This is a genomic window from Paenibacillus lentus (assembly GCF_042714055.1).
Classification (GTDB): Bacteria; Bacillota; Bacilli; order Paenibacillales; family Paenibacillaceae; genus Fontibacillus; species Fontibacillus lentus_A.
The window spans coordinates 167,520-191,403 of sequence record NZ_JBHGVC010000004.1 but is presented as its reverse complement, the minus strand read 5'-3'; the positions used below and the strand labels follow the sequence as shown (position 1 = coordinate 191,403).

Annotated in this window: 19 protein-coding genes; 7 read left to right on the top strand and 12 right to left on the bottom strand. The window is 49.7% G+C overall.

All coding sequences use genetic code 11. From position 1 onward, the window contains the following. Positions 1 to 80: 80 nt before the first annotated feature. Positions 81 to 719 (top strand): polysaccharide deacetylase family protein, encoded by a 639-nt coding sequence (locus ACE3MQ_RS10810; protein ID WP_379392622.1) that lies wholly within the window; start codon positions 81 to 83, stop codon positions 717 to 719. 134 nt (positions 720 to 853) lie between these two features. On the opposite strand, the gene ACE3MQ_RS10805 is transcribed toward ACE3MQ_RS10810, so the two are convergent. The 5 genes from ACE3MQ_RS10805 to ACE3MQ_RS10785 all read right to left on the bottom strand — a co-directional run bounded on the left by ACE3MQ_RS10805 (position 854) and on the right by ACE3MQ_RS10785 (position 10,526). Next, positions 854 to 2,824, bottom strand: a complete 1,971-nt coding sequence (locus ACE3MQ_RS10805) for an FAD-dependent oxidoreductase (protein WP_379392621.1) — start codon at positions 2,822 to 2,824, stop codon at positions 854 to 856. 160 nt (positions 2,825 to 2,984) lie between these two features. After that, positions 2,985 to 3,803: a MerR family transcriptional regulator gene (locus ACE3MQ_RS10800; RefSeq protein ID WP_379392620.1), complete on the bottom strand. Its 819-nt coding sequence runs from the start codon at positions 3,801 to 3,803 to the stop codon at positions 2,985 to 2,987. Positions 3,804 to 4,003: 200 nt separating this feature from the next. Further along, positions 4,004 to 4,618, bottom strand: coding sequence for an SAM-dependent methyltransferase (locus tag ACE3MQ_RS10795; protein ID WP_379392619.1), 615 nt, complete (start codon positions 4,616 to 4,618; stop codon positions 4,004 to 4,006). Positions 4,619 to 4,758: 140 nt separating this feature from the next. Beyond that, a complete protein-coding gene (locus ACE3MQ_RS10790) occupies positions 4,759 to 5,229 on the bottom strand; it encodes an SRPBCC family protein (RefSeq protein ID WP_379392618.1) in 471 nt (156 codons plus the stop codon). A 77-nt stretch (positions 5,230 to 5,306) separates the two neighbouring features. Then, positions 5,307 to 10,526 carry an S-layer homology domain-containing protein gene (locus tag ACE3MQ_RS10785; RefSeq protein WP_379392617.1) on the bottom strand — a complete coding sequence of 1,740 codons (5,220 nt, stop codon included), beginning with the start codon at positions 10,524 to 10,526 and terminating at the stop codon, positions 5,307 to 5,309. A gap of 314 nt (positions 10,527 to 10,840) precedes the next feature. Between ACE3MQ_RS10785 and ACE3MQ_RS10780 the strand changes: the two genes are divergently transcribed. From ACE3MQ_RS10780 to ACE3MQ_RS10760, 5 genes are all read left to right on the top strand, one after another. After that, positions 10,841 to 11,962: a C40 family peptidase gene (locus ACE3MQ_RS10780; protein ID WP_379392616.1), complete on the top strand. Its 1,122-nt coding sequence runs from the start codon at positions 10,841 to 10,843 to the stop codon at positions 11,960 to 11,962. Between the two features lie 275 nt (positions 11,963 to 12,237). Then, positions 12,238 to 12,933 carry a response regulator transcription factor gene (locus ACE3MQ_RS10775; protein ID WP_379392615.1) on the top strand — a complete coding sequence of 232 codons (696 nt, stop codon included), beginning with the start codon at positions 12,238 to 12,240 and terminating at the stop codon, positions 12,931 to 12,933. After that, entirely contained in the window at positions 12,926 to 13,930 is a 1,005-nt protein-coding gene (locus ACE3MQ_RS10770; RefSeq protein ID WP_379392614.1) for a sensor histidine kinase, read from the top strand. The genes ACE3MQ_RS10775 and ACE3MQ_RS10770 overlap by 8 nt, the downstream gene beginning before the upstream one ends. A gap of 113 nt (positions 13,931 to 14,043) precedes the next feature. After that, a complete protein-coding gene (locus tag ACE3MQ_RS10765; protein WP_379392613.1) occupies positions 14,044 to 14,805 on the top strand; it encodes an ABC transporter ATP-binding protein in 762 nt (253 codons plus the stop codon). Beyond that, the gene (locus ACE3MQ_RS10760) at positions 14,795 to 16,738 is read left to right on the top strand and encodes an FtsX-like permease family protein (protein ID WP_379392612.1); all 1,944 of its coding nucleotides are present in this window, start codon (positions 14,795 to 14,797) and stop codon (positions 16,736 to 16,738) included. Before ACE3MQ_RS10765 ends, ACE3MQ_RS10760 begins: the two co-directional genes overlap by 11 nt. Before the next feature lie 387 nt (positions 16,739 to 17,125). Here the strand turns inward: ACE3MQ_RS10760 and ACE3MQ_RS10755 are convergent, their stop codons facing one another. Genes ACE3MQ_RS10755 through ACE3MQ_RS10745 form a run of 3 tightly spaced genes read right to left on the bottom strand, consistent with a single transcriptional unit; the run spans position 17,126 to position 19,375 of the window. After that, positions 17,126 to 17,332 (bottom strand): DUF2997 domain-containing protein, encoded by a 207-nt coding sequence (locus tag ACE3MQ_RS10755; protein ID WP_379392611.1) that lies wholly within the window; start codon positions 17,330 to 17,332, stop codon positions 17,126 to 17,128. A 13-nt stretch (positions 17,333 to 17,345) separates the two neighbouring features. Then, positions 17,346 to 19,070, bottom strand: a complete 1,725-nt coding sequence (locus ACE3MQ_RS10750; RefSeq protein WP_379392610.1) for an AAA family ATPase — start codon at positions 19,068 to 19,070, stop codon at positions 17,346 to 17,348. A 23-nt stretch (positions 19,071 to 19,093) separates the two neighbouring features. Next, complete coding sequence (locus ACE3MQ_RS10745; protein ID WP_379393070.1) at positions 19,094 to 19,375, bottom strand: ComEA family DNA-binding protein; 282 nt, start codon at positions 19,373 to 19,375, stop codon at positions 19,094 to 19,096. 8 nt (positions 19,376 to 19,383) lie between these two features. On the opposite strand from ACE3MQ_RS10745, the gene ACE3MQ_RS10740 reads away from it, so the two are divergent. Further along, the gene (locus tag ACE3MQ_RS10740) at positions 19,384 to 19,737 is read left to right on the top strand and encodes a hypothetical protein (protein ID WP_379393107.1); all 354 of its coding nucleotides are present in this window, start codon (positions 19,384 to 19,386) and stop codon (positions 19,735 to 19,737) included. 271 nt (positions 19,738 to 20,008) lie between these two features. On the opposite strand, the gene ACE3MQ_RS10735 is transcribed toward ACE3MQ_RS10740, so the two are convergent. From ACE3MQ_RS10735 to ACE3MQ_RS10720, 4 genes are all read right to left on the bottom strand, one after another. Continuing rightward, positions 20,009 to 20,467, bottom strand: coding sequence for a hypothetical protein (locus tag ACE3MQ_RS10735; RefSeq protein ID WP_379392609.1), 459 nt, complete (start codon positions 20,465 to 20,467; stop codon positions 20,009 to 20,011). A gap of 2 nt (positions 20,468 to 20,469) precedes the next feature. Next, entirely contained in the window at positions 20,470 to 21,096 is a 627-nt protein-coding gene (locus tag ACE3MQ_RS10730) for a 4Fe-4S single cluster domain-containing protein (RefSeq protein WP_379392608.1), read from the bottom strand. 252 nt (positions 21,097 to 21,348) lie between these two features. Continuing rightward, positions 21,349 to 22,224, bottom strand: a complete 876-nt coding sequence (locus tag ACE3MQ_RS10725) for a polysaccharide deacetylase family protein (protein ID WP_379392607.1) — start codon at positions 22,222 to 22,224, stop codon at positions 21,349 to 21,351. A gap of 197 nt (positions 22,225 to 22,421) precedes the next feature. After that, positions 22,422 to 23,828 (bottom strand): transcriptional regulator, encoded by a 1,407-nt coding sequence (locus ACE3MQ_RS10720; RefSeq protein ID WP_379392606.1) that lies wholly within the window; start codon positions 23,826 to 23,828, stop codon positions 22,422 to 22,424. Between the last annotated feature and the right edge of the window lie 56 nt (positions 23,829 to 23,884).

The following is a 23,884-nucleotide window of genomic DNA, read 5'->3' as shown; positions in this document are numbered from 1 at the left end:
TATCAAAGGAGGAATAAAAAAGAAACATCCAGAATTAATCAATACAATGGTCTTTATAAAGCATAAGGAGGGCTTCTATCATGTTCGGCACCGCAATTATTCATAAGTTTGTTACTGAGGAGAAGGTCGTAGCTTTTACCTTTGATGACGGCCCAAATCCCGTTTACACTCCCCAAATCCTGGATATTTTTCGAGAGTCGGGGGCCAACGCAAAGGCGACCTTCTTCATGATCGGCAGCCAAATTGAGCAGCATCCCGAGCTTGCGCGAACCGTGCACCTTCAAGGGCATGAAATCGGCAACCACACATATACCCACCCTTATTTATCGAAGCTGGGTGAACAGGAATGCGCCAATGAAGTTATCCGGACTGAGAATTTAATTTTGAAGACTATTGGCATCAAGCCGCAAGCATTCCGTCCACCCTACTTTGATTATAACGAGCAAGCAGCTCAGTTTATTAGCGGACGGGGCTATACCTTGGTTGGGGCCGTAAACGGCGAAGCCATGGATTGGGAACAGCCGGGAGTACGCCATATTGTCGAAAAGACGAAGGAGAATCTGTCCCCCGGCAGCGTACTGCTCTTTCACGACGGCTTCGGTGACCGTTCACAAACGGTGGAAGCGGTTCGGATTCTGGCTGGAGAGCTGATCGCCGAGGGATACCGACTGGTAACCGTTAGGGATCTAATCAATTTATCCTCCGGGAAAAAGGCTTAGTCACGATATGGAGCATGCACAGCCCCACAATCCGCCGTACCTTATCCGGCTTCATTCCATAAAAAAGGCACCTCCGATATATTTCGAAGGTGCCTTTAGCGCAACTATTGATCATAGATTATTATCGACATGGCCTATTTTGCTAATGCGTTATTCGCTGCGCTTTCCCCGCCAAGCCTTCCAGAGGTGAACGAATAACCAATACCTACTCCGTTGCCGACATACGTATCGTTAAACAACACGCCCTCCGATTCCAAGCCTATGGCATACAAGCCCTTCACTGGTACGCGCTTATCATTCAGTACCTGAAACTTCGTGTTGACGAGTAGACCGCCGACAGACCCCAGGTTGTTGATTTCCGCAATAATCGCGTAGTATGGCCCTTGCTCACCCATCGGCAGCAAATAATCTTTGGCTTTGCCGAACTCGGTATCTACGCCTGTCTTTGTCGCCTCTTGATATTTATGGAACGCGTCGAGCAGCACGTCCTTGTCCATTCCGGCATTTTCGGCTAATTCCTCGAGCGTATTGCCTTTATAGCCATCTCCGTTCTCTACCATGGCATCGAAGACTTTATCCGCATTGCTCCAAGGATTATCCAATGTAAACTGATCCTGGAATGCAGCGTAGAACTCCGGCGGCATGCCCGGCAATTTCGGTGCGTTAACGCCGTTCATTCCCTTGGCCATGAGCGCATCTACCTGCGACTTCGAGACGATCACGAGGTGATAGGCTCCGTTGAACGCACTCGTATTGGCAGCGGCTACCGCTGTAAGCGTGGATGCCTCATCTCGGAATCTTGCACCCGAAGGGCCTACATTCATAAAATTCGGCAAATAGGTGAGCATCAGCGGATAACTGGCTTCATACGGTGAAAACTGCGTTTTCAGCTTATCCGTAGCCCGCGCCAAGGTCTGGTGCAGCATTTGCCCGCCAAAGTTATCCGGTACCTTCGCGCCTGCTTCCCATGCCATCTTCAAGCCTTCTCCGATGTTCTGGCCAAGACCGCCATTCACACCTTCAAAGCCAAAGCTCTCCTTCACCATTTCCTTATTGGCCGCATAACCGCCCGTCGCCATGACGACGCTCTTCGCGCTAATTTCCAGTGTCGTACCGTCTGCCTTCTCGGCGATCACCCCGATGACCTCTCCACTGTTATTGGTCATGAGCTGCGTGGCGGTTGCTTCCGTAATGACTTGTCCGCCTTGCTTCTCAACCGATTCTGAGAGCATCGCTCTCAGTGTCTCCTGGCGGGTCTCATAAGCTGGCAGAACATGAAGCTGTTCCCCGGCGAAGTTCAGGAAGGTTGTCTTGTACCCTTTTTCCGCCAACCAATCATACGTGTCTCCTGATTTTGTCACATATTGCCGGATCGCAGCTGCATCGACTCGCCAGTGATTGTTCACGATCCAATCGGCAATTTCCTGTTCCACATTGACCTTCAGCCCACTCTCCACAGCAGCTGAGGAATTATAGAACTTCCCGGCCCAGGATAAATTGCTTGCCCCGCCGATCGTAGCCGTCTTTTCGATGATGATGACCTTTGCGCCTTGATCCGCCGCAGAGACGGCTGCCGATACGCCGGAAGCCCCGGCTCCAACTACGGCAACGTCTGCCGTTAACTCCTCGACTTTTCCTGCTCCGGCTTTTTGAACCTCTCTGCCCTTGAAGGCCTCTATGTTTGCACCCGCCTGCTTGACGGCATTCTCTACCGCAGCCAATAGAGCGCTGCTCGTTTCCGTAGCCCCGCTCACAGCATCGACCGATAAGGTTTGCCCGGCAATAATCTGCTCCTTGACTTTCTCAATAGCGGTATCGCCAATTCCAGCGGTCTCCGTCTGGCTTACAATGCGAATGTCCGTAATGTTCTCAGCCTCGTCAAATGTGACTTCGACCTGGATCTTTCCGTCCTTTCCGTCCGCTTCCGCCTTATACGTACCCGGTTTAAAGGAGCTTGACGGCTCGCCGGATTCCTGCTGCTGATTCGTTGGCTCCGATTCCGTGGGCTCTGCAGCATTATTGCCGCTGCACCCTCCTAAAATAGTTAGTATCAGTACGAAACACAGCAAAATGATCGTGATGTTGTGGACTGCCTTTTGACGCATAGCTGTTCCCCCTGTTCTGTGATGTTCGTTCTCCCATCTTCGAGAATGAAGATATGAGATTACTGTAAACATTGGTGCAGCTCCAAGGTCAATGGAAGATATGTGAAAAAAATCCCAAAGTCCATCAAAACCGATGAACCCCGGGATTAGACTAGTGTATTCATTTTATTGCTCGAATCGGAATATAAATTTCCAAATACGTGCGGCTATGCTCGCCCAGCTTCTCGTTAAGCAGAATCTTCCCCGTAATATCGCCGACTATCGAATATCCGTGCTCCTCAATATAATCCAGCATAAACCGAAATGACTCACTGCTTATATATTCCTCTTGTGACCGAACAATAACCGCGGAGACGCAAGTTTCGGGAGGCAGGTACTCGACGCTGTCATTCATGGCTACGTTAAGCCGCAAACTGTCCTCTTCAAGCAAAGTAAGACCCCAGCTGTAATCCATGACGTCATATCCTATCGTTTGATCCTTATTCTCCATTCGGAAGGAATAGTAGGTGTAGGGCAGCTTTTCCATCCAATCTTGCACCACGTATTTTAATTCCTCCTGCTTCAACAAATCATTCTTGTACGTCTGCTTAATTCGATATCTTCCCGGCAGCTGCCTGATTTGACATTGATACATGGAGCCTCTGATTTGTCCCAGCTCTTCATGGATCTCTTTCATTTTATTTAAAAGCATGGCGCTCCTCTGGATTTCCGCCTCCAAAAGCTGCTGCGCTTCATTGACCTTATCGACAATTTCGTCGGATGAAGCTTCCTTCATAAGCGACGCTACCTCATAAAGGGGAATTTGCATGCTGCGATACCATCTGCTCATAAGCAAATCTCTGGCGTCCAAATCATTGAAGAACCGGTAATTGTTCTGATTGTTCTTTATCGGACGGATAATATCATGCTTCTCATACAATCTCAGCGTATCTGGCGACACGCCGACGATCGAAGCAAACTCACCGATGGAATACTTCATGCGCTGTCCTCCTTCCTGCGGTCGCCCTATATTTCATAATTTTGTGTGCCGCTGTAGCGACTTACCTTTATGATAGATTGTTTTGCCACAAATGATTGTGAAATGTATCACTAATATAATATGTCGCTCCCTTGCCCAAATAAAAATGACCCTTTAACGTCATGGGTCATCTTTATCCTGTCTTATGGATTCCGCAGAAATCAGGTTATTCTATTGTGTTTTAGGCGATAAATTAGAAACTTCTCCTTCTTATGGGTCGCTCCGGGTACGGTCACTCTATGGATTAACTGGAAAGAGGTGTGCATCTGAAGGAACTGTTTATACTCCGCAACGGGATAGTAAAGAATGATGTCGATCGTCCGCGGCTCCTCCTCGGCGGATCGCAGAATATTCCGGACAACCTGTCTGAAAATTTCAATAGCGAAAGGATTGAAGAAGTAGAAGGTATTATCCGTCCCCTTCACTTCATAATGCTCAGCGAGTCCATATTTTAATCGGATCGGAGCATGGATGTGCTTGGCCTGCTGCCTGTAGCTTGCCTTGTTTTGGAGCGCTTCCTCATACGTCTTGTCATGCACCTCAATGCCCGTTACCGGAATTTGGAACCGGTGATGGATATAGAAGGGCACCCGCCCTCGCCCGCATCCAAAATCAACGACCTTGTCCGACTTATTCAATTTATATACCTGAAACAACCTATCTAGTGCCTTGTAGGGCGTTGCTTCGTAACGATGATAACAAACCGTTCCGTTCCGCCATTCCCTCATGCCGACCGTCCTAATTCGCAGCGATTGATCATGTTTTCTTTCAGCCATAGATAAATTCCTCATTTTATGTCATGTTATAGCCTTTCTTGATCCCCTATCATACTTATCATTCGCGAGGCTTACAACGATTTCTCATTAACTTTTGAAAAGTTGTTGAATATACGAAAAAAAGGAGGGACAAGCCCTCCTTACGGCGAAACAAGCTGCACATATTTTTCGTACCATATTTGCCATTCCTCATGGCGCGATTCTACCGTCTGCCCATTCAGTAATTTCTGGATGACGTCCAGGCATACATGCCAGCCGGCAAGATCCTTCGGGGTATGATCCGTCATTTGATGCAGCTTCTCGATAAAAACGAGACGGCATCCTTCAGACTCGGGATACAGCTCGAAACGTACAAGATCCTCGCCCCAGGTGTATTCCAGTACAGAATTCGGCTTCAACTCTGTAATATCGAGCTCCTCGAACGTTCCGTCCTGCATATCAAATTTAATGACTCCTCCCTCACGAAGTTCGTCGACCCGAAGCTCCGGGAACCATTGTCCCAGCTTGCCGTTCTCGGTCAGCCATGCCCAGATCTCTTCGGCGGAATGCTCTAGCTGGCGCTCAAAACGCGCGATATATCCGTGCTGGACTTGCTGGATGTCTGCTAACATCGGAATCCCCCTTATCAAGCGGCTTACCGCAGTGGAATATCCATATTATACAACGCCGCGCGCTTGTTATGCCCGGCTTACGGACGATCCAGCAGCCGGAGTATTATCGTTACCGCTTCAGCACGGGTCGCCGTCTCCTGCGGCGCAAATCGGTTATCGCTGCGTCCCGCAACAAGTCCCTGCTCCTGCATGGCGATGACCGCCCCTTTTGCCCAGGCCGGAATCTCCTTGTCATCGGCAAAGTCGGTACCTGCCCCCGTGCCGGCTTTAAGTCCTGCCGCTCTAGCCAGCAGCGATATCATCTCGGCCCGCGTGATCTCCCTGGCCGGACGGAAGCTGCCGTCTTCATAGCCGCGAATGATCCCTGCCTGCACGGCTTTAGTGATAGCGTTATGCGCCCAAGGCCCGATGCTTTCACGGTCGGTGAAGCTAAGCTCTGCAGCTGCCTCTCCATCCCCGGTCAGCTTAAATGCTTTGGTCAGCATCACCGCGAACTCCGCGCGAGTAACCGCTTCATTCGGCTTGAACGTTCCATCCGGGTAACCGTTCACGAATCCTCTTGCTGCCGCTTTCTGAATACTTGCTTCAGCCCAATGCCCTGCCGTATCGGAGAGGCTTACAACGTGCGGCTGAGTCGAGGCTTCCGAGTCACCATTGCTTCCCCCATGGTCATTGTCCTTCCCTGGCAGTGAGTTTCCAGAATCCTTAGGCTTCGTGCCGCTGGTGTCTCCTGTGCTGTCCGTGCCTGCATTTCCACTGCTGGAGCTGCCCGGATTGCTCCCGCTGGTGTTTCCACCGCCGGATTCACCGCCACCGGAGCCGCCATCAGAGCCACCCTCGCCCGGATCACCTGATCCCGGCCCATCAGGGTTCTCAGGCTCCTGGAAATCGATGAATTTCAAGAAGTCTCCCCAAAGGATATTGCCGCTCGCATCCCTTTCATAGTTAACTACCGGGTCAAGGCTGGCAAAATTGGCATCGGTCAGCTCTTTGCCCGACTTGTTCTTGGAAACCTTGCCGTCAAACATAAAGTTGTTATCCGATGCAAGCGATGCCGGATAGTTATCCTTGGCAATATCGATCGTCCGGTAGGATAAGAAGCCATCGATCGTAAAGTCCGGCGTAATATGCGCATACGTCGTAAAGCTCAAATTACCGCCGTCATTATTGAAGCCGATATTGTTTATCGCAATGACGCCTGGATTGCTGTTGCTGGTGAAGCCGTAAGCGCCATTGCCGAAGGCGATGGAATCACGGATGATATGCGGAACGTGAATGCCCTCACCGCCCAGCTTGAAGCCGTTCTTGTCTCCCGCGCCTACAGTGCCATCCGTCAGAAATCCATTATTGAACGCTGCGCTATTCTCAATCAGCACCGCGCCAATCGCGCCGGTTCCCGCCTTGGTGTACAGATCCCAGCCATCGTCGATATTGTTATGGGCCAAGCAGCCCCTGAACACATTTCCGACGCCTGAAGTCAGCTTGGCGGCAAAGCCGTCGGCATTGTTATCAGACGGGTCGCGATTATCGAACGCTGAGCTGTTCAGAATCAGGTTATACGATGGCCATTCCGCCGGATCCTGGGCGCTCGTATCCGTTCGGCTGATTTGCAATCCCGTATCTCCATTGGCAAAGAATCTGCTGTTCTCCACAATGTTATGGCTGCCCCCTACGGTAAAGCCTTTGGTATTGCCTGCAGAGCGAGTGAAGTCCAGCCCCTGAATATGCCAATAGTTCCCGCTCAGTACGACGCCTTCCGATTTCTTGTCGAAATCGATGACAGGCCTTGTCCCTTCTGCCGCAACTAAATATTTCATCGCGCCGGGCTTTCCATCGTTATACTTCTTGATTTCCATTTTGGAGCTGCGCACATAACGGCCCTCTTGCAGGACGATGCGCTGGCCTGCCTTTACAAAGTCGATTGCCGTATCGATATCCAATGGACGCTCTGCCGTTCCATTTCCGCTGCTCGTTCCGTCTGGAGATACGATGATATCTTTGCCGGCTGCATACTCCCTTACCATAACGGTAAAGTTGCGAACGATTTTGTCATAGGAGGTTAATTTCTGGGTATCATCCGGTACAAAAACAATGCTGAAATTCGTGTCGCTCTGCACAGCTAGCTCAGCCTGAACGGCCAGCCGCTCCCCCGCGCCAGCATGAGCATCCTGTAGAATCACTGTCTGCCCTTGCTTCACCGTAACTGTGCCGTCCACATTCGAACGCAGAACCAATTCGTAATCCGTGTCCGAGGTTTTATCCAAGGAGAGGACTTGCAGGCTTGGCTCGACAGGTTCAGTTGGCGGTACAACCTGCGGTGCATCCGTGCCCGCGTCGCTTACGGTCAGCTCCACGTTGTTGACGACGATGGTCGCAACACGTGCCGTATAGAAGCCGATATACATTTTTGAATCCTGTACATTTAAAATATCCGGCGTAAAAATGATCTCCTCTTGCCCCTGATTCAGCTTGCCCGTAAAGCCGCTGTTCGTTTTCGCCAGCGTCAATTGATAAGGCGCAGCCGGATGTGTGTTGCCCGCGGCCGGGCGCTCGTTTTTAAGCATTCTGGCTTGAATTCCCTGACTGCCCGCGCCATCCGGGGTTTCGACACCCGTGCGCACGAACAATTGCGTACCGTTGTCATTTCTCGTGCCTCCGCTATATCCGCCAATAGCCGCAATATTCGAAGCAAACACGCTGGAATTGCCTTGCACGCCAATCGCGTCCCTCGCCATAATGCCAAAAGACTCTTGCCCATCGTGCGGATTCTTCGCATAGGACACCACCTGAATGTCCGCCGACAATACAAAATTGTCTTTGTCCGCATCCAGCTCCGTGTAATAGTACGTAATTCCGTCATGGTCTCCGGTTACTTTTCCGCCATCCGCAGCCACCAGCTCGATCGAGCCGTCTTCGTGGATCACTGCATAGTTACTTTTAGCCGAAGTGGATTGGCCGAATTGAGTGGTTTTCCACTCCGGTGCCAGCTTCTCTCTGACCGTTACCTTATACGTTATCGGGCTGATCGACGTGTCAGCGGGGACAACGCTAATCTCATATACACCAACTGTTTGTCCATCGAATTGCGAAGGATCGACCGTAAAGTCGGTTAGCTCCTCCCTGTCGCCGTTGTCGAACACCTTCGAGACCTCTAAGCCGGTATGTTCAAAAACATCCCCACGCTCAAAAGTCGTCTTCGGATAATTCGTCACTTCGATCCCGGCCAACTCTTTGACCTTCACCGTCACCGGAAAAGAAGCCGTCAGCCCTTTGTGATGCAAAGTAACCTGCTTCTGCCCAGGAGTAGCGGTGTCAAGAGACGAAGCCGTATATTCATCCCTCATTAGCCTCACTTCCGAGCCATCGCTATACTTCGCATACAACAAGAGTCCGTCCAAATCCAGGGCATCACCGATAAAATAAACCGTTTGCTCCGGCTGCTGTCTAATTTCAAGCTCCGCAAGCGCTGCAGCCTTGACGCTCACTTCAAAGGTCGTATCCATTCCTGGTGTCTCCTCAGACATTATCGTCACCTCCACAGTACCGGCCTGCCTGAACATATAGGGCATCAGCTCCGTGACCGGCTGCCCTGCAATGGATATCGAATATTGATCGCTTGTCAGCTCCGCCGTTTGGAAGCCGTTATTGTATTCCGCCAGAACAACAAGACCTTCCGGATCGAAAATATCCTCCAAGTAGTAAACCGTTTTAGCTGGGAAATATTTTACCACTAGTGAAGTCACCGTCAGCGGCACAATTTGCAGCGGAACCTTTGCTGTAGCGCCGTTATAATGGATCATAATTTCAATTGGCCCCACTATGCTGCTATCAAAGCCTGTAACTATATACTCGCTTTGCGCCAGTACCTCCTCGCTGCCGTCAGAATATTGCGCTTTGACCACGAGCCCCGTTAAATCCAGGCTTTCGCCCACTAAGTACGACGTTTTCGCCATCTCACTGAAATCAGCGGACAAGGCGCTCACTGTTCTGTTCTCCACGCGAATATCTATGTCACTAAAGGCAACCCTTGCATCTCTAGCCGCATATACCCCCGCAAAAAGCGTATCTGTGAACATCTCCTCCAACGTGAGAATTTCACTCTGATGATTCACGGACAATAAGTACGTCGCGCCTGATTTTTTGATGCGCAAATCATATACTTCTCCCGCGGTTGGCGCATTGACGCCAGGCTGCGGATTCAGCTTCGCTTGGACGCCCCGGCTCTTGTAGAAGCCTTTCATCACCGTATCCAATGCACCGACCGCCACATAGCTTGAAGTCGTCGTGCTTGCATCCCCATGGGCGCCTACACTGTCCCTAAGCATTAGTCCAAAAGACTTCTGATTCGGCGTACTAATGCCGCTGTCGCTATTGAACGATATGACCTCCGCCTTCGCGATCAGCTCGAAGTTAGCCTCGGCCGGGAGCTCCTTGAAGTAAAAGGACATCCCCTCATCGCCGCTGGCTATTTTCCCGCCGTAAGTCGCCAGCGTTACCGAGGTTTCGCTCTGCTCCACAGGAGGAGGATTCTTGGACTCGCTCGTGTTGCCGCCAAAAGCACTGAACTGCCAATCGCCGAGCTCGACAGAACCTTCGATGCTTAACCTCACGTCTTTAAAGGTGACCGTCGTATTCCGGGCAGTATACAGCCCTGCATAGCGAACACTTCCCGCGAAGTCCGTAATGGCTTCCGTTTCATCGCCGATCTGTACGATGTACAGGTTGCCGGATTTTTTAATGCTGAGCCGATATTCCTCGCCCGGTGCAGGGGAAGCGGCCGAAGCAAAGGCATCGGTCTTCTGCAAACCGCTCCCTTGCGATTTATTAAGCGCTTTCATTTTCTGGTCTAAAGCACCCACTGCTACATAATCTCCGGTAAATGTCCCGACGCTCTCGTTATCCAGCACGTTGCTGCGGAGCATCAAGCCGAATGACACCTGATTATGGGCTGTCCAAGCGTCCACCTGTGCCGTAGCTGTCAGCTCAAAGTTGGCGTCCGGTGCGACCTCTTTGAAATAATAGGCAATCCCTTCGGTGCTGCTCGAAATTTTTCCCCTGTCATTGGAGCTTCGAAGCATCACCGTGCCTCCGGCATTTTCGGCAATTCCGAAATGATCAGGCGTAATCTTATCCGATCCACCCACATCCCCGAAAACGCTGCCCTGCCAGTCACTCGTGATGTCGATCATACCGGGAGATGGATCGCTCCCCTCTTCTGCATCAACCGCCAAAGGAAAAGAAGAAAAAATAAGCAAACATGATACAATTACAGCCAAATAACGTTGTAGTTTTCTCAAATCGCCAAACTCTCCTTTGTTCAAATTTTTGGGTCATGCTGCGGTTTGCTCTCCATTACTAAACTTATTTAGTAAATTTATCTCTCCTACCTAGTTTATGATTCTATACTAATTCCATTGATTTGTCGCCACAAAATTAGCAGATTTAAGCAAAAAAAACGCAGCCACCTCAAAATGAGGGGAGTGCGGTTCAAAACTTTATGTTTTTCTACTAGACTCGTATACAAAGCACTCGCCAATATTTGGTACACAACTAATCCGGCTTGTCCTCGTCCAAATATATGAAACAAACCAATCAACAAGGTGATGCACATATGACAAACAACAAAATCACGCTGCTGCTCCTTCTGGCAGCCACCCTACTGTATACTGCTCCCGCCTCTGTACAGGCTGAGACCGCTATAGCAGAAGCTCCTTCGCAAACTGTGATTCAAGCACAGCATCGAGCTCAAATTCAACCTGCGGCCCAATCCCAGGATCAAGCCAAGTCTAAGCCAATTGCTATTTACCTGGACGACCGCCAGCTTGAGCCTGAAGCAGAGCCGTTGATCGTGGACGGCACCGTGCTCGTCCCGATGCGCAAACTGTTCGAAGAGCAGGGGGCGGAACTGATCTGGAGCAGCGCAACCAAGACGATTACTGCAACCAAGGACAACATGACGCTCATCTATCGCATAGGAGAATCTACCGCCAATCTCAACGGGAAGCCGATTAATCTGTCAATTCCCGGCCGAATTGCGGACGGTTATACCTTAATGCCGCTGCGCTTCGTCAGTGAAACCTTGGGCAGCACCGTCAAATGGTCTTCCGACACGCGGACGATCCATATCTCCTCCCCGGTGAACTATGAGACGACGATCCGCTGGGGCGTCAATCTGCGCAGCCAACCGGAGGCGGCAAGCAGCTCTGCCACGGGTGAGCTGATCCCTGCAGGCGAAAGGGTTCATGTCATTCGCGAGGTCGGTGCTTTCTGGCTAGAGGTACGTACCCGGGATCAAAAGCGCGGATATATCTCAGCCAAGCCGAAATATACCGATTATTCGAGCCCCTCCCTCCTTGAACGGCAAGGAGAGGAGCTGATTGCTTACGGCAAGCAATACCTAGGCACGCCGTACGAGTTTGGGGCTTCACCCGACCAAACGAATACCTTCGACTGCTCTTCTTTTGTGAAGCGCGTCTTTCAGGATACGCTGTCTATCGAACTCCCACGGGTATCCTACAATCAAGCCAAGGAAGGCCAAGAGGTCGGAATAGACGAGCTGCGCACCGGAGACCTGCTGTTCTTCAGCGCGCGCGGGCTGGACATTGGGCATGTGGGAATTTATGCGGGGAACAATCAAATTCTACATACCTACTCGAAGAAGCTTGGCGTTCATATCGGGGAATTCGACGGCCAGTGGAGAGAGCGATTCGTAACAGCTCGCAGAATGTTTTGAGCAGGGGGTTGTAACAAGAAACCCTCTCCGAATAATTAGATATTTTCCTATGACGAAGGAGCATCTCGATATTGAGCTGCTCCTTTATTGCGATGTTTATTTTCAATCGGTTTTCATTCGGCCAACTATTATGCCTCCAGACGATGGCTTTCCTATCATTTCTGCTCCTTTTGTTAAAGTTGCCTCAGCAAAGATTTACAATCACTGCATTTAATGTGAAGATGAAGTGAGAAAATAAGCAAGGAAGTTATAAACTAATTAATGGTGGTGACGCCATGTTCAAAATTATGCTGATCGAAGACGATGCCAGCCTGTTCAGCGAGATTCGGGAACGACTGCAGCAGTGGTCATATGACGTACATGGAGTGGAGGATTTCAGCAGCGTCATGCAGAAATTCACGGCCGTGAAGCCCGATCTCGTCATTATTGATATTCAGCTTCCGAAGTTTGACGGCTTTCATTGGTGCCGGATGATTCGGGCCCATTCCAATGTTCCGATTATCTTCCTGTCGTCGCGCGACCACCCGACGGATATGGTCATGTCCATGCAGCTGGGGGCGGACGATTTTATTCAAAAGCCTTTTCACTTCGAAGTGCTTGTGGCGAAAATCCAGGCGACCCTGCGCCGCGTCTACGACTATAATACCGAAGCGGTCTCCCTGCGCACGTGGTGCGGGGCCGCGGTCGATTATGAGAAGAACACGGTTACGAATGCCGAAGGCTCGGTCGAGCTGACCAAGAATGAGATTTACATTTTAAAGCTGCTCATCGAGAAGAAGAACAAAATCGTCACCCGGGAAGAGCTGGTCAAAAGCCTCTGGGATGACGAGCGGTTTATCAGCGATAATACGCTGACGGTCAACGTTAACCGGCTGCGTAAGAAGCTAGAGGAGCTCGACCTGGGACGAATGATTGAGACGAAGGTTGGACAAGGCTACATGGCCATTGAGGAAGGTGCAGGCCGTGATTAGAAAATTCCTGATCGAACGCCGCAGCTGGATTCTGCTCGTCATCGTCCTGCAGCTGCTGACCTTATCCGTTGCCTACCTCGATTCGGAAATCCCGCTGGAATCCCTGCTCTACATCGTTTTTCTATCGACGATGATCTTCGTGATTTTCCTCGTCGTTCGTTATCATCAAGAGACCCGGTTCTATAAGAATTTGGAGGAATGGGAGCCGCACCTCGACGTAACGGACTTAGTGGAAGGGCACCGCCCCTTCGAGAGGATCACCCGCACTCTACTGCTTGAACAGACCAAACGGCTCAAGGAGGAAGCGGCGCACAACCGTACGGTGCTCGAAGAGGAGAAGGACTATCTCTTGTCCTGGATTCATGAGGTCAAGACGCCGCTGACCGCCATGCATCTTATGCTGGAGCGTCTGGAAGACGAGACTCTAAAGACGCAGTTGACTTACGAATGGCTGCGCATCCATCTCCTGCTTGATCAACAGCTGCATCAGAAGCGGATGCCCTCCATGGAAAATGATATGTATGTCGAGCACGTCGACTTGAAAGCCCTGCTCTTCGCGGAAATTCGTACCCTCCGGTCATGGTGCATGCAGAAGGGGATCGGCTTCGACGTGGATCTGCAAGTTTCGGAGGTACTCAGCGACGCCAAGTGGCTTGCGTTCATTCTCCGCCAGCTGCTGACCAATGCCGTGAAGTACAGCGAGGACGGGGATGTCTGCGTAAAGAGCTATACCTGCGGCGACTATACCGTGCTTGAGGTAAAAGATGAGGGGAGAGGAATTGATCCGCGCGACCTTCCCCGCATTTTCGATAAAGGCTTCACTTCGACAACCAAGCATCATGAGGATAAAGCGACGGGGATGGGACTATACTTAGCCCATAAGGCTGCCTATGCGCTTCACATCCGGATCGATGTCGACTCCAGGCCGGGAACCGGTACGACGGTAATACTTACCTTCCCGCAGCGGAATGCGTTCGTTCAGATTCAAGGCGGATAGCACAGGCATGTGACAGCATTGTCACATGCCTTATTCAATTGTTCGCCGAAACGAAGGAACGAGGAGAGCGATCCCTTTTATAATGGAGCTATCGAATAAAGGAGTGTGGAGAAATGGCGATACTGGAAGCCACTAAAATTCATAAAAGCTACGGCAATAGATTCAATAAACAGGAAGTGTTAAAAGGGATCGATCTGAGCATCGACCAAGGGGAATTCATCGGGATCATGGGAGCCTCAGGCTCCGGGAAGACGACGCTGCTGAATGTTCTCTCCTCCATCGATCAGGTGAGCGGCGGCATCGTGCTGATCGAAGGCCATGAGATGACAGGAATGAAGGAGAAGGAGCTTGCGGAATTCCGTAAGCGGCATTTGGGGTTTATTTTTCAGGATTATAATTTACTGGATACGCTCACCGTGAAGGAGAACATCCTGCTACCGCTGTCAGTTTCCAATGTGTCCAAGAAAGAAGCTAACCAAAAGTTTCAAGCCGTCGCAACCGAGCTGGGGATTCATGAGATCAAGGATAAGTATCCGAATGAAATTTCCGGCGGGCAGAAGCAGCGCACCTCGGCCGCCCGGGCGTTTATCCACGAGCCGAGCATTATTTTTGCGGATGAGCCTACGGGGGCGCTGGATTCCAAGTCGGCCTCGGATCTGCTGAACAAGCTAAGCGAAATGAACAAGAAGCGGCAAGCCACGATTGTGATGGTGACGCATGATCCGGTCGCTGCGAGCTATTGCAGCCGGGTTATTTTCATCAAGGATGGACAGGTTTACACGCAGCTCAATAAGGGGGAAGAGACACGGCAGACTTTCTTCAAGGACATTATGAAGACTCAAGGGGTACTAGGAGGGGTGCAGGTTGAGCATTAATTACATCATTCTCCGCAACCTCAAAAAGAACGCAAAAAATTACTACCTGTATGTCTTCGCCCTCATTTTCAGCGTAGCGCTCTACTTCGCTTTCGTCACGCTGCAGTATGATCCAGCTATGGATGAGATCAAAGGAAGCATCAAGGGCGGGGCGGCGATCGGCGCCGGATCGATTCTGTTGATTGCCATTGTATCTATCTTCCTGCTGTATGCCAACAATTTGTTCATCAAACGGCGCAGCAAAGAGATCGGTTTGTTCCAATTGATCGGGCTGACCAAGAACCGGATATTTCGTATTCTGACGGTGGAGAACTTCATACTCTATTTTGGCTCACTGCTGATCGGGATGTTCGTCGGGTTCTCTTTTTCCAAACTGATTATTATGATTCTATTTAAAATTACTGCGGTGGAGTCCGGGGCAACGCTAAGGTTCTCTGTTCAAGCCGTTATTCAGACGATCATCGTATTCCTCGCGATTTATTTGCTGATCATGCTGATGAATTATACTTTTATGAAACGGCAGAGTATCCTCTCTCTCTTCAGAGTACGCTCGTCCACGGAAGAGAAGGTGAAGAAGGTATCGGGATGGGAGATGATCCTCGGGATCTTTGGCTTAGCCTTAATCGCGCTCGGCTATTATATTTCCACGAAGCTGTTCAGCGGAGACTTTATCGCCATGACCGAACTGTTCCTTGCGATGGTAGTGATCCTCGGCTCGGTGATCGTGGGAACGTATCTGTTCTATAAAGGGTCGGTGCGGTTCATCTTCTATCTGATTCGCAGGCAAAAAGGGGGCTATCTGAACATCAACGAGGTTCTGTCCCTCTCCTCCATCATGTTCCGAATGAAATCCAACGCTCTGATGCTGACCATCATTACGACGGTATCGGCATTGGCCATCGGCCTGTTGTCGCTCAGCTATATCTCCTACTATTCCGCAGAGCGGTCGGGGAAGAACGACGTGCCCAATGATTTCTCGTTTACGGTTCAGGCCGATGCGGATAAGTTCAAAGAGGCTCTGACCTCCAGCGGTATTCCGTTTCAAGAAACGTTCATTGATGTGCTTCAGGTGAAAGCCGACTTCGCCCAGGTGATGGAAAATCGCTTAGGAAATGACGATTCTGATGCCCAGGTGATGATCATCGGCATCATTAGCGATACATCGGTCAATGAACTCGATCTGCCCGAAGGGGAGACGCTCCTGACGGGGTCTAGCGACCTGATGCAAACCTTTTTTGCGATTAAGGATAGCGGAGAGATTCAATTCATGGGGCAGCAGGAAGTGATTCCGCAACAGATCCGGGCTATAAATAGAGAACACCTTGTGTCGTGGCATTTCAGAGGCGGCCTTCCGATAGCTGTTGTAGATCAAACCGTATTCGAGCGATTGAAGCAGGATGCCGACCCTGAGATTCAGAAGAAATCCTCCACGTATATCGGAATCGATATTACTGATGCTGCCGAACTGAACGAGGCTAACGCGATATTTGAAAAATTAGAATTAGGCCAAGACAGCATCAATGAATCGCAGCTAGCCGTCATACGCAACCAGCAGCAAACGATGGGACTAATCATGTTCGTGGTCGGCTTCCTGGGGCTCACCTTCCTGATGACCTCCGGCTGCATTCTGTATTTCAAGCAGATGGATGAAAGTGAGGAAGAGAAGCCGAACTATACGATACTCCGAAAACTTGGCTTCAGCCAAGGAGATTTGTTAAAAGGTATTCAAGCCAAACAATTGTTCAACTTCGGTATCCCGCTCATTGTGGGGCTGCTGCACAGCTACTTTGCCGTGAAGTCCGGCTGGTTCCTGTTCGGCACCGAGCTATGGACGCCTATGATCCTGGTGATGCTGCTGTACACAGTGCTTTATTCGATCTTTGCAATCCTTTCGGTGCTGTATTATAAGCGAGTGATTCGGGAGGCATTGTAGAGGCTTGCAATGGTAATGATGCGAAGGGTTCAAATCATTGCAGGAGGGTGTGAATGTACTGGCGGCCAGTCGGTATTTGACGGTTTTCATGCAACGTTACTGGATTTGTTGTATTTAAAGTCGCTCTCTATCACTGAATGTACAAATAGATGGATTTCTTGTAGTTAAAATGAGGTTTGGAGGGAAATAAGCCAAAAGGCGATGCATTAGATGCATGATATACAGCTATTTCGGCTAACTTCCGCTATAGAGCTAGGATAGAATCATGAAATCCATTTAATTCTTCCTAAGTAGCGTTGGCAACAGAACCAACAGTAGAGCAATTGAAGTCAAGCATGCGCAAACCTAAAGAACCGAGCAGCCATACATGACTGCCCGGTTCTTCTTTTATTCCAGCTTTATATTTTGCGCTTGCTGGATCTGAATCTGTTCCGTTTCATAGAATTCTTCCGTATACTCCGCTTTGACGGCTTCAGCGTCCAGCAGCTTCTCCAGAATGGGGATTAGGTCCGTGCACTTCTCCCCTTTTATGCCTTTTGTCTCGGCATGGATCGATCCGTCCGGAAAGATGCGGACTTGGATTTTTTCGGCCATGATCACTCACTCCCTAGAAATCAATTGTTCTTCCGCCCCGTTTAAAGCGAACATCGTCGTCTCCATGATCCTGGCTATCCGGAGCCGGATTGCTGCTGACAGCTGGAGCGTCTTCCTTAACATAGTCCTCCAAATCTTCCTTCGGCGTTGCGGTAACCGCGCGTACGTTGGCCCATTCGCGTATCGCCCGAATTTGCTCGGACTGGGTGATCGATAGCGGAACCGTATTTACGATAGCCCGCTCGAAATCATCCAACTGAATGGAGCGATCCACGGCATAAGCTTCGAATAAGGCATCGATGACAAGCTGCTCGATCTCGGCTCCGACGAAACCCTCGCATTGAACGGCCAAATCCTCCAGCACCTCGTCGGTTAACTGGAACTCCCCGATAACCTCCGGGTGCTTCAAGCGTTTGCCCATGTGAACCTTCAGAATTTCTTTTCTTTCCCGTTTGGTCGGCAGATCGACGAAGAAAATTTCATCAAAACGGCCCTTGCGCATAAGCTCCGGCGGTAATCCGGCAATATTGTTGGCCGTAGCTACGACGAATACCTGGCTGGTTTTCTCCTGCATCCAGGTCAGGAATTGGGCGAAGACACGGGCCGACGTGCCGCCATCTCCGCCATTGGAAGTAGCGCTGAAGCCTTTTTCGATCTCGTCGATCCACAAAATACAAGGCGAGATCGCTTCGGCGGTTTTGATCGCCTTGCGCATGTTCTCTTCGCTGCTTCCTACAAGACCGCTGAAGATTTTCCCGATGTCCAATCTTAACAGGGGCAGCTGCCACATGGAGCTGATCGATTTACTGATCAAGCTTTTACCGCAGCCCGGAACGCCCGTAATCAGCACCCCTTTAGGTGCGGGCAGACCATATTTGCTTGCCGATTCCAGCCAAGACTTATTCCGCTTCGTCAGCCAGCGCTTCAGGTTCTCCAAGCCGCCGACGTCCTCCATCTTCAATTCACTGCGGATGAATTCCAGAATGCCTGTCTTCTTGATGATCTGCTCTTTCTCTTCGAGGATGACTTCGACATCCCGAATGTCCAAATGGCCGTCTTCCACCATCGCACGGGCAAATGCGTTCTCGGCCTCGGAAAGCGTCAAGCCCAGCGCTGCTTTGGCAATGCGCTCCCGTTCCTCCGGCGTGACTGTGATTTGTATTCGACCCCTTTGCTCGTTCACGGCGATCATTTCATCCAGCACGGTTTTAATTTCGTTGAAGGAAGGGAGTTCGAAATCGACAATCGTAATATCCTTCTGCAATTCCTCCGGCAGGATTAGAAACGGCGATGTAAAGATGACATTGATCGGATTCGGGCTTTGCTTAATGCGAATCAACATATCGCGCAGCTTCCGAATGACTTGATAATCCGGCGCTCTTCCTTGCCCCCCGAAGTATATATGGAAATCCTGCATGACGACAATGCAGGGCCGATCGTATTTCTCAATGAACTCCAGCGCCTTCAAAGGCTGCCTGGTGTCCCCTCGGGAGTGCCCACTCACATCAATGATGCCTGTCGTCATGCGCCAAATCAACACTTCTCTCGGTGTTTTAATCAGAGCAACCTCCTGGGCAATCGAGCGAATGACCGACATGGCGCGGTCTTCCTCCCAGGTCTGAATATATAAATAGGGGAACCGTGCTTTGAGCAGATTAGCCAGCAATGTTCTGGATTTCGATTGTATTCCTGGTACTCCGTGCGTGCCTGGCGTGCCTGATATTCCTGGTACAGTCATTCCGTCGTTTCCTCCAGATCGAATTAATAGTCTATGATCCTACCTGATTTAGGCTGAGTAATATTGTTGCTGGTTGCTTGCGAAAAAACGACAATCTGTGCGATGCTCCTCATGGTGTGTTCTTTCAACCCCATTACTTGCGAGAATTGCTCGAAGGATCGAAACCCTCCCAGTTCCTGACGCTTTATCACTACTCTCTTAGCTAGTACAATTCCGATTTCCGGGATCGAGGCGATTTGAGCTTCGGATGCCGTATTGATATCTATGATTTTTCCATCCAACGGAGCCCTTACTGTCGGAGGCATATTGCCCGTTGGAGGCATACCGCCCGATGGTGACGGGGTATTTACTCCCAATGGCGGCATATTGCCTGACAAGGGAGGGACGCCCCCTGGCAGCGGTTGCCTATAGCCCGACGGTGGCGGAGCATTCCCCGGCAGCGGTGGTCTGTGGCCTGACGGTGGCGGGATGCTCCCCGGCAGCGGAGGCATATTCCTCGGCAAAGGTGGCCTATGTCCCGATCCAGATTGTGGCCGGGGTTGCCCATAAGGGGCACCCTGGAATCTATTTTGATTTTCCTGCCATAGCTGTTGACGTCTTTGCTGCTCCAAGATATCCTCATTCTCTTTTACTACATCTAACTGAACCAAGTAAGCTGAGCGAATGATAAAAGCATGAATAATAGATGCAATCCACGAAAGAAGAAGAATACGTACCCCCATATCATAACTAGGTATGTAGAGGCCTATAATAAGCAACCCGAGATATAGAAATCCAAAGTTTCTCCAGGTATTATTTTTCACTCTGAACCCAATGTATAAGAAGGCTATAAAGCTAGCCAGTCCGATAGGTACAAAGGTTGCTAAAATCCACCAGCTATTCGCTGCCGCCCAAGCTGAGCCTCTGTTGGTGTATTTTTTGCTCACGCCATCCTCCCCTTATTGCTGTTCATTGAGTATGTAAGTAACCTGTATGGAATTATCCTCCAGCAGTTCCTCCTTCTCCAGGATCAAGCCTTGTTCTTTGGCTTTTTCAATCAGGTTCTGGTAAACCCTCTGCTGAAGATAGTGGGTATAAGATTTCTCTACATTATCCACCCATACTCTGAATGCCTGCTCATCTGCGGTTGTGGAGATCACCAAGGAATAGCAGCCTTCTTGATTCAATAGGAAGGTTACCTCATTCTCATTGCTCAACTTCAAGGAATCCAAGCTCTCCACCTGCCTTAACGAGCAGCTCCACTCTTCCAAGGCTTGTTTCAAGAGCGCTTCATCCTTCATCCGGGTCTCTATGACTTTGAATTCATTCCTCTTATTTTCCGTATAATTCGATATGCTATCCGCCACCTGTTTCGTTACAGCAATAGCTAATGGTATTAGCAAAATTTCAATACTCATCGTTATACCTCCTTGCGTGTATAGCCCAGCTGATGCAGCATGTCCAGATCTAGTGCACGAGCCATGCCATTTGCAGTAATCGTTCCATCAGGATGGATATGTATTTCTAATTTATTGGGGATCGACGGAAGCTCCGCTTCAAGGTGTTTATATGCCTTCGTCAAAAAACGATACTGCTGGTTCCTCGAACCAATCCAAGGGCGGCTAAGATCATGCTGACTTTGGATGTACGGGCCATCAATCAGCAGATCCGTCGCTTGGAGCAGGCGGCGCCAGCCTGGATGGGTCGAGCTCCTGATCGTTGCATATTCGTAGCCCGAGAACGTAAGCAAAGATAAGCCCAATTCCTTTATTTTCGCGGCAAGGATACTTAATTCATTCGCCTGGCTGAAAGGTTCTCCACCTAAGAAAGTGACACCTTCCAGCTCAGGGGTGGCTTCTAATGTTCTTTCAATATCGCGAGCTATCTCCTCGATCTCCTGCTCCTCCCCGCCCTGCATATCCCAAGTATGGGGATTGAAGCATCCCTCGCACTTGATAGGACAGCCCTGCACCCAAATGGCGTAGCGCAGCCCGGGTCCCTCGACCCTTGTTCTTCTCTCAATCCTCGAAATTCGGATGGAAGGCACCTGAGTCACCTGCCTTGTATGTATATTTAATAGTTGTATACGTATCTCACTTTAAAAAGATCCTTAATCCGAGCCTTACATCCAATTCCCAGATCCTATGCTTCTAGAACTATATGGCGTTAGTATGATTTTACAATAAAAAGAGATTAAGGGATACGGCCTCTGGTTAGTAGTTCCTCGGTTTAACCTTCGGAAGGGTTGAATAAAAAAAAGGTATACTGACTTTATGCTCAGTATACCTTGCACATTCTGTTATTTAGTTGGAATATCCAGCTCCAATAACTCTGAAACCGTTACTAGCTTAACCTGATCATTTCTAAGCTGGTTGATGATCCTAGGCAGGGCATCGACCGTGCAGGACAAATCCTCACCTTTTCCACCGCCAGAGTGGTGCAGGATAATCGCTCCTGGTTTTATATGGGCAAGGACATTGGTCTCTACCTGTTCTGGAGTTAATCCCTTCCAATCCAGGGAATCCACGTTCCAATTGATGATTTTCTTACCCTGGCTTGCTAACCACTGAATTTGTCCTTCGCTTATATTTCCATAAGGCGGTCGAATAATATTCGGGATATATCCCGTATATTGGCTGATGAGCTTATCCGTCTTGTTCACTTGCTCCCGAAATTCAGCGTCCGATATTTTTGGGAGGTTGGCATGGTTATAAGAATGATTCCCTAGGAGGTGTCCTTCCTCAACTATGCGCTTAACAACCTCAGGATGTGCTTCAACCCGGTTCCCAACAACAAAGAATGTAGCTTGTATACCCTCCCTTTTCAACACATCCAACACCAGCGGTGTAAACTGATCATCTGGCGCATCGTCAAATGTCAGAGCCACTTCTCGTTTAGAAGAAGGCCCATTCAATATGAAAGTGCTGCGGTATTTCTTTCGCAAGTCAGCCAAGGAGAGCGGATGCGGCTTTCGTACCTTTTTTTCCGGCCCGCCTGCCAAGTTAGGGGTAGCAGACTCAGCCTGTAAAGTTTTTGGTTGTTCTGATTTGGCGTTCGGCTTGATTTGCTGCGCTTTTTGCGTATTGTTTTGCGTATTGTTTTGCGTATTGTTTTGCGTACAGCCTGAACATAAATAGAGGACAACAAGGCAAATAACAATCCAACGGAACCTCATGGCAAACACAGCCTCCTGATTCAAATTTACTGCTATGCCATAGGCTTCGTTATTTTGGATTAAATTATGTAAAGCATCAGAATCGTCGATTTGCCGTTGGATTCCCCCTTTATTATTACCTTTAGGATCAACCTCCCAAGCCGTGAATCAAGGGCTTAAATAAGGACTCGTAAGACGTTATGCTGGTCAGAACAAAACTACACACAATCAGCAATTTTTTTCTCCTCATGGTTCCTTTGCACCTCACTTATTAGATTTGTGTACTGCTCCTTCATCTCTGGCGTTGCCCATGCCCGATACTTCTCAAATAAGCCTACGCAACGGATGACTACCGTTTCACTATAAATTGCTGCACAGGACTCCAGACAGGCGATGATGTAGTTCATGCCGAGCTCGGCCCGCTCTGTAGTTAAATAGTAAGCCGCCAGCTCGGACAGCAAACGCGTGTGTTGATCTGCTGCGATTCCAGCATGATAACCCCCAAAGGCGTGCTCACGCTCCTGCAATTTTAAATGCGGGCCGAAACGTTCCAGGATGTTGTCCACTTGAAAATGATGACGATTAGCAGCCTCCGTGATTTTTAGCAGGGCTGAAACCTTCTCGCTGTCATGGGAAGCAACGTAATCCACGTATTCAGGCAGAACCTCCTCCTGCCCGGCCATCAGCCGATACAGGCATGCATTAGCCCGGCCCCATTCCTTAAACTGTTCCATGATTATGCACTCTGTCTCACTGTAACTTTGCACCCAGCTCATATCCATGTATAACGAAACATAATCAAGAGCCTGCTCGTAGTCTCCCCTCGCCTCACAAACGTTAGCTCTCAGCAGATAAGCGTAAAAAATATAGAAAAGTACAGGCCTTCGTGTTCTCGATTGAGACGATTCAGTGCAGGGCTTTCTTCGTTGCTTCGTGCCAGGAGAAAGTCTGTATTGGATATCCGCTTTATACCCCAGTTGTTCAGCAAGTTCTTCGACCTTAGTCCAACGTTGATTTGCAGCATAGGTATTGGCCAGATCCTTAAGCGCATCCAATTGGATTGCTTCCTCCAAGCGTTCCACATAAGGCTCAAAAGAAGCCGCTAATGATAAATTGACTTCCCTATCCTCCCCGAGATGAATCGTGAATAAACGATACTGACAAAGAGCTAATCGTTCCGAATGCTGATACCTCTCACTTTCAGCCACACATTGGTATAACAGCGCCGCCGCTCTTGTTCTTCCTGCTTGGTACCACTGCTCTGCCAGCTCAAAAAGATGTGGAGCATATGCTAAATTGTCCATGGTGGCAATTATGATTCGCTGGATACAATCCAGCTTGCCTAGCTCCGCACAACGCCGGAGCAGCGATCTCAGCCTGCGCCAATCCGGCGAGGACTCCGCCAAACATTCCTCGACATACAACTCGTATAAGCTGCCTTCCGTCAACCCCATGCCCACACTAATCCGATCCAACTGAAGCATCGACATCCGCTTACGGTGATTAATCAGGCCGCTCAGCGTTCCAGCATTAACACCGGAAATTTCAGAAAATTGATGAAGCGACAGACCCTTCTCTTTAATGTAATCCTCCAATAGCTGCCGGATCGTGGTTGTTGGTTGCATGGACGGAACCTCCTTTCGAGAAGATGGGAATTTAGTTATGATAAAAATTCAACGTA